At 63.3% G+C, this 6,222-nt stretch carries 4 protein-coding genes; 3 read left to right on the top strand and 1 reads right to left on the bottom strand.

The genetic code is table 11. The annotated features are described in order from the left end of the window. Positions 1–2,660 (bottom strand): pyruvate dehydrogenase (acetyl-transferring), homodimeric type (gene aceE / locus RMO40_RS05580; protein WP_309717480.1); only part of this gene is annotated, 2,660 nt, incomplete at its 3' end. A 167-nt stretch (positions 2,661–2,827) separates the two neighbouring features. On the opposite strand from aceE, the gene RMO40_RS05575 reads away from it, so the two are divergent. From RMO40_RS05575 to RMO40_RS05565, 3 genes are all read left to right on the top strand, one after another. Continuing rightward, the gene (locus RMO40_RS05575; protein WP_309717477.1) at positions 2,828–5,362 is read left to right on the top strand and encodes a PAS domain S-box protein; all 2,535 of its coding nucleotides are present in this window, start codon (positions 2,828–2,830) and stop codon (positions 5,360–5,362) included. Positions 5,363–5,372: 10 nt separating this feature from the next. Beyond that, complete coding sequence (locus RMO40_RS05570) at positions 5,373–5,996, top strand: response regulator transcription factor (RefSeq protein WP_296682427.1); 624 nt, start codon at positions 5,373–5,375, stop codon at positions 5,994–5,996. Positions 5,997–6,069: 73 nt separating this feature from the next. Then, on the top strand, positions 6,070–6,222 hold a 153-nt coding region (locus RMO40_RS05565; protein ID WP_309717482.1), incomplete at its 3' end, for a tetrahydrofolate dehydrogenase/cyclohydrolase catalytic domain-containing protein.

Raw genomic sequence — 6,222 nt, 5'->3', positions numbered from 1 at the left:
ATCGCCTCGGCCACTTTGGTGGCAGGCACCGTGCCTTCTTCCGCCAGGCACTTCAGTGCCGCCACCACGAGGTAGTGGCGATTGATCTCGAAGTGCTCACGCAGCTTGCTGCGGAAATCGCTGCGGCCAAACCCATCGGTGCCCAACACCTTGTAGGTGCGGCCCTTGGGGATGAAGGCGCGAATCTGGTCGGCGTAGTTTTTCATGTAGTCGGTCGATGCGATCACCGGGCCGGCGTACTTGTCGAGTTGCTGCGTCACAAAAGGCACACGCGGCTTGTCGGTCGGGTGCAGCAGGTTCCAGCGCTCCACGTCTTGCCCGTCGCGGGCCAGCTCGTTGAAGCTCGGGCAGCTCCAGATGTTGGCCGACACACCCCACTCCTTGGACAACAGCTCCTTGGCGGCGATCGACTCGCGAAGAATCGTGCCCGAGCCGAGCAAGTTCACACGTGGCGTTTTCTTCGGGCCTTCATCCAGCAGGTACATGCCCTTGATGATCTGCTCTTCGGTGCCCGTCTTCAGGCCCGGCATCGCATAGTTTTCGTTGAGCAGGGTCAGGTAGTAATAGACGTTCTCCTGCTTCTCGACCATGCGCTTGAGGCCATGGTGCAGGATCACACCCACCTCGTGCGCAAAGGTCGGGTCGTAGCTGATGCAGTTCGGAATGGTGCCCGCCAGGATGTGGCTGTGGCCGTCTTCGTGCTGCAGGCCTTCGCCATTCAACGTGGTGCGGCCCGAGGTGCCGCCAAGCAAGAAGCCGCGTGCCTGCATGTCACCAGCGGCCCAGGCCAGATCGCCAATGCGCTGGAAGCCGAACATCGAGTAATACACATAGAACGGCACCATGATTCGGTTGTTGGTGCTGTATGACGTGGCGGCCGCGATCCAGCTGCTCATGCCGCCGGCTTCGTTGATGCCCTCTTGCAGGATCTGCCCGTCGGTCGACTCGCGGTAGTACATGACCTGGTCCTTGTCGACCGGCGTGTACTTCTGGCCATCGGGGTTGTAGATGCCGATCTGGCGGAACAAACCTTCCATGCCGAAGGTGCGCGCTTCGTCCACCAAGATCGGCACGGCGCGGGGCCCCAGCTCCTTGTCGCGCAGCAGCTGGGTGAGGAAGCGCACGTAGGCCTGCGTGGTGCTGATCTCGCGGCCTTCGGCGGTGGGCTCGAGCACGGCCTTGAAGGTGTCGAGATCGGGCACCTTCAGTTGTTCGTCGGCCTTCACACGACGCTTGGGCAGGTAGCCGCCCAGGGCCTTGCGGCGCTCGTGCAGGTATTTCATCTCGACGGTGTCGTCGGCCGGCTTGTAGAACGGGATGCCAGCGGCAATCTGCTCGTCGTTCACCGGGATGTTGAAACGGTCGCGGAAGCTCTTGATGTCTTCGTCGGTCAGCTTCTTGGTCTGGTGTGCGGTGTTCTTGCCTTCACCACTCTTGCCCATGCCGAAGCCCTTGACCGTCTTGATCAGCAGGACGGTCGGCTGGCCCTTGGTGTTGACGGCCTTGTGGTACGCCGCGTAGACCTTTTGCGGGTCGTGGCCGCCTCGATTCAGACGCCAGATGTCGTCGTCGCTCATCTTGGCCACCATCTCCAGCAGCTTGGGGTGCTGGCCGAAGAAGTGCTTGCGAACGAAGGCGCCGTCGTTGGCCTTCATGGCCTGGTAGTCGCCGTCGACCGTGTCCATCATCACCTTGCGCAAGATCTCTTCTTTGTCGCGCGCCAGGAGCGGGTCCCAGTAGCTGCCCCACAAGAGCTTGATGACGTTCCAGCCGGAGCCGCGGAACTCGCCTTCGAGCTCCTGGATGATCTTGCCGTTGCCACGCACCGGGCCGTCAAGGCGCTGCAGGTTGCAGTTGACGACGAAGATCAGGTTGTCCAATTTCTCGCGTGCGGCCAAGCCGATGGCGCCCAGCGATTCGGGCTCGTCCATCTCACCGTCGCCGCAGAACACCCAGACCTTGCGGTTCTCGGTGTTGGCAATGCCTCGCGCATGCAGGTACTTCAAGAAGCGCGCCTGGTAGATCGCCATCAGTGGGCCCAGGCCCATCGAGACGGTCGGGAACTGCCAGAACTCAGGCATCAGCTTGGGGTGCGGGTAGCTGGAAATGCCCTTGCCGCCCACTTCCTGTCGGAAGTTGAGCAACTGCTCTTCGGTGATGCGCCCTTCCATATAGGCCCGCGCATAGATGCCGGGTGATGAGTGACCCTGGATGTAGAGCAGGTCGCCGCCGTGGCCTTCGTGCTCGGCATGCCAGAAGTGGTTGAAGCCCGCGCCAAACATGTTGGCCAACGAGGCGAACGACGAGATGTGCCCGCCGAGGTCACCGCCATCGGCCGGGTGCAGGCGGTTGGCCTTGACCACCATCGCCATCGCGTTCCAGCGCATGTAGGCGCGCAGGCGTTCTTCGATCTCGAGGTTGCCGGGGCAACGCTCTTCCTGGTCGGTCGGGATGGTGTTGACGTAGGCCGTGCGAGCTGAAAACGGCAGGTCGATGCCGGCCTGGCGCGCGTGGTTGATCAGTTCTTCGAGCAGGAAGTGGGCTCGTTCGCCCCCTTCGGCTTCGATGACTGCGGAAAGCGCGTCAAGCCACTCGCGGGTCTCTTGCGAATCGGCGTCATTGGCGGCCGCGCCCAGAAAAGCCTCAGGTACTGCTGACATGCTTGTCTCCTGTCTATTTGCTGTTGAAAACGAGTGGCGCGAAGTTTCCCACAAGCCTTTCAAATTTTCAAATAGCGCGAGCAGTTTTCATAATGCGGCATTTTGGACACCCATCCACTTCACGCTGAGCTCTGGCTGCGTCGCTGCGCCGTTCGATAATTCGCTCCATGTCTTTGCCGCCCGAATCCGCCGAACCCCACCATCCCGTTGCCGCGAAGGCCGGTCGCCTGGTGGGCCGCTGGTGGCGGCGCCAGTCGCCCGCACGCCAAGACCGCTACGCCACGCTCGGGCCGCTGGTGTCGGTGCTGTTGTTCATGGCAGCCATCATTTCCGCGTTCTGGTACCTGCGCAATGAGGAATTCGAGCGCGAGCAGGAATCGGTCAAGCGCGACACCGAAATCGCCCAGCAGCAGATCCGCCTGCGCCTGATCGAAAACCAGGAGCAACTCGTGCGCATTGCGCGCGAGATCGTGACCCGCACCATCGATCAGGAAGAGTTTCTCGGCCAGGCAGCGAGCTTCACCCGCGAGCGGCCCGAGATCACCAACCTGATCTGGGTCACCAGCACGCGCGTTCGCCGCGCGAGTTATTCAACCTTCATGGCCGCGCACACCGAGCCGGGGGTGCCCGCCTCCGAGCTCGGCCACTCGCTGCCCGACGCCAGAAACCCCGAGCCCGAAGAGGCTTTCAAGGCGGCGCGCGAGCTGCGCCTGCCGGTGTACTCGCGCAATTTCACCGACTCGTTCGGCAACGCGGTCTTCCAGGTGCACGTGCCCTTGCTCGACCGCAGCGCGTTCTCGGGCACCTTGATCGCCGAGTACTCGATCGACTCGCTGGTGCGCTACTTCATCCCCTCCGAGGTGTCTCGCCGGCACACCATGACCCTGCTCGATTCGCAGGGCAAGGTGGTCGCGAGCACCATGGCGCTCACGCCAGGCCAGCCAGCCAAACCCGCGTCGATCCTGCACGACGTGCAGCTCGCACCCGCGAGCAACGGCCTGCTGCTGCGTGGCCAGGGTTACCGCACCTCGATCGGCCTCATCAGCAACACCTTGTTCTGGATGGTGTCTGCGCTGAGCGCGCTCACGGTCTGGATGCTGCTCGGCACCTGGCGCCACATGCGCCGGCGCGCGCAGATGCAAACCGCGCTGGTGTCGGAAACCAACTTCCGCCGCGCGATGGAAAACTCCATGCTCACCGGCATGCGGGCGATGGACATCGAAGGCCGCATCACCTACGTCAACCCCGCCTTCTGCGCGATGACCGGCTTCAACGAAAACGAGCTGATCGGCCGCCTGCCGCCCTTTCCCCACTGGCCACCCGACCGCTACGAAGAAAACAACCGCCTGCTGCAACAAGAGCTGCAAGGCCGCAGCCCCGCCGGTGGCATTGAGGTGAAAGCGATGCGCAAGGACGGCACGCTGTTCGACGCCCGCATGTACGTCTCGCCGCTGATCGACCCGAAAGGCATGCAGACCGGCTGGATGACGTCGATGACCAACATCACCGAGGCCAAACGGGTGCGCGACCAGCTCTCTGCCTCGCACGAACGTTTCACCACCGTGCTGGAGGGGCTCGACGCCGCGGTGTCGGTGCTCTCGGTGCAACAGGGCGAGCTGCTGTTTGCCAACCGCTCCTACCGCCTGTGGTTCGGCGCCGATGCGCGTGGCCACGGCCTGCTGGCCGGCGGCGACCCCGGCCTGCCGATGATTGCCGACCTGGGCGACTCGGTCGACAGCTTCGGCGGCCTGCCCACGCAAGAGCTCACCGAAGCCGGCTCTGACCCGCGCGAGGTGTTGGTCGAGTCGCTGCAAAAGTGGTTCGACGTGCGCGCGCGGTACCTGCAATGGACCGATGGCCGGCTCGCGCAGATGTTGATCGCCACCGACGTGACCGGCCGTCGCCACGCCGAAACCCAGGCCGCGCAGCAGGCCGAAAAAGCCCAGGTCACGAGCCGCCTGGTGACCATGGGCGAGATGGCCTCGTCGGTGGCGCATGAGCTGAATCAGCCGCTCACCGCCATCACCAACTATTGCAACGGCATGGTCTCGCGCGTGAAGGGCGACGCCATCGAAAAAGACGACCTGATCGCGGCGCTCGAGAAGACCGCGCGCCAGGCTGAGCGTGCGGGACAGATCATCCGGCGCATCCGCGCTTTCGTGAAACGCAGCGAGCCACAACGCCAGGCTGCGCAGGCGCGCACCATCATCGACGACGCGGTCGACCTGGCCGGCATCGAGCTGCGCCGGCGCAACGTGGCCATCCATGTGTACGTGGCGCAGCGCCTGCCCACGTTGATGGTTGACCCCATCCTGATCGAACAGGTGGTGCTCAACCTTTTGAAGAATTCGGCCGAAGCCATCGACATGGCCAACCTGCCGCCTGCACGCCGCAACATCGAGCTGCGCGTGGTGCCCAAACACACAGCCGAAGAAGGCGGCGTGATCGAGTTCAGCGTCACCGACACCGGGCCTGGCCTGAAAGACGAAGTAATAGCACGCCTGTACGAAGCTTTCTTCTCGACCAAGGTCGAAGGCCTGGGCATCGGACTGAGCCTGTGCCGCTCGATCATCGAGAGCCACCGGGGCCGGATCAGGGCACAGAACTTATACAATGGCGACCTCGCTGTCGGCTGCCGTTTTACCTTTACGCTGCCGGTCGAGACAGCCAAGTCCCCAGGCTTCGAGGCGGCCACAACATGAGACAGCACCCATGAGCTTGATTCCGAAAAAAGGCACCGTTTACGTTGTCGACGACGACGAAGCGGTGCGAGATTCGCTGCAATGGTTGCTGGAGGGCAAGGACTACCGCGTGAAGTGTTTCGACTCCTCCGAGTCGTTCCTTTCCCGCTTCGACCCGCGTGAAGTGGCCTGCCTGATCGCCGACATCCGCATGGACGGCATGAGCGGGCTCGAGTTGCAAGACCGCCTGCTGGAGCGCAAGTCGCCGCTGCCGGTGGTCTTCATCACCGGCCACGGTGACGTGCCGATGGCCGTGACCACCATGAAAAAGGGCGCGATGGATTTCATCGAAAAGCCCTTCAAGGAAGAAGAGCTGCTCAACCTGGTGGAGCGCATGCTCGACCAGGCACGCAGCGCCTTCTCGCACCACCAGGAAGCCGCCAGCCGCGATGCCCTGCTGTCGCGCCTGACCACGCGTGAATCTCAGGTGCTTGAGCGCATCGTCGCCGGCCGCCTCAACAAGCAGATCGCCGACGACCTGGGCATCAGCATCAAGACGGTGGAGGCGCACCGCGCCAACATCATGGAAAAGCTGAACGCCAACACCGTGGCCGATCTGCTCAAGATTGCGCTGGGCGCCCAGTCCAAAGCCTGATCGCAACACACCTTCGAAGGGCCGCTCGCAGCGGCCCTTTTTTGATTCCGAATCCCAACTCTCTCGACACCCCATGACCGCTCAACTCATCGACGGCAACGCCCTTGCCAAGAAGATCCGCGCCGAAGTGGCCGAACGCGCCGCCGCCCTCACCGCCCGCGGCCACACGCCCGGGCTGGCAGTGGTCCTGGTCGGCGATGACCCGGCCAGCCAGGTGTACGTGAGC

Source organism: Rhizobacter sp., assembly GCF_031412075.1.
Lineage (GTDB): Bacteria > Pseudomonadota > Gammaproteobacteria > Burkholderiales > Burkholderiaceae_C > Rhizobacter.
Note: the sequence above shows the minus strand (reverse complement) of the source record. Positions and strands in the feature narration are given on the sequence as shown.